This window comes from Romboutsia sp. 13368, assembly GCF_018336475.1.
Classification (GTDB): Bacteria; Bacillota; Clostridia; order Peptostreptococcales; family Peptostreptococcaceae; genus Romboutsia.
On sequence record NZ_CP048741.1, the window covers coordinates 1913065 to 1913283 of the forward strand.

General features: G+C 20.8%; 1 protein-coding gene (only partly in view). It reads right to left on the minus strand.

Translation table 11 applies throughout. From position 1 onward, the window contains the following. Positions 1–179: 179 nt before the first annotated feature. Positions 180–219, minus strand: the end of a protein-coding gene (locus G3997_RS07885; RefSeq protein ID WP_296645195.1) for a flavodoxin domain-containing protein. Its footprint extends 452 nt past the window's final position; 40 of the gene's 492 nt are visible here — the last part of the coding sequence; the start codon falls outside the window, past its right edge; the stop codon is at positions 180–182.

The window sequence follows — 219 nt, forward strand, 5'->3', positions numbered from 1 at the left end:
GTACTTATAGTATGATTTAAATCTCTTGGTTACATTCTATATTCTTAATTTATGCAAAATAGTATATAATTAGACCTGTCCATACGTTTTTGTAAATAAAAATAAGATGTAAAATATACATCTTATAATTTTTACACTTCATTATATATGTCATNTAACTWYATTATATGACAATTTTTTTAATTAGTAAAGGAAGTTGACTCAAGTCTAATATTGTAA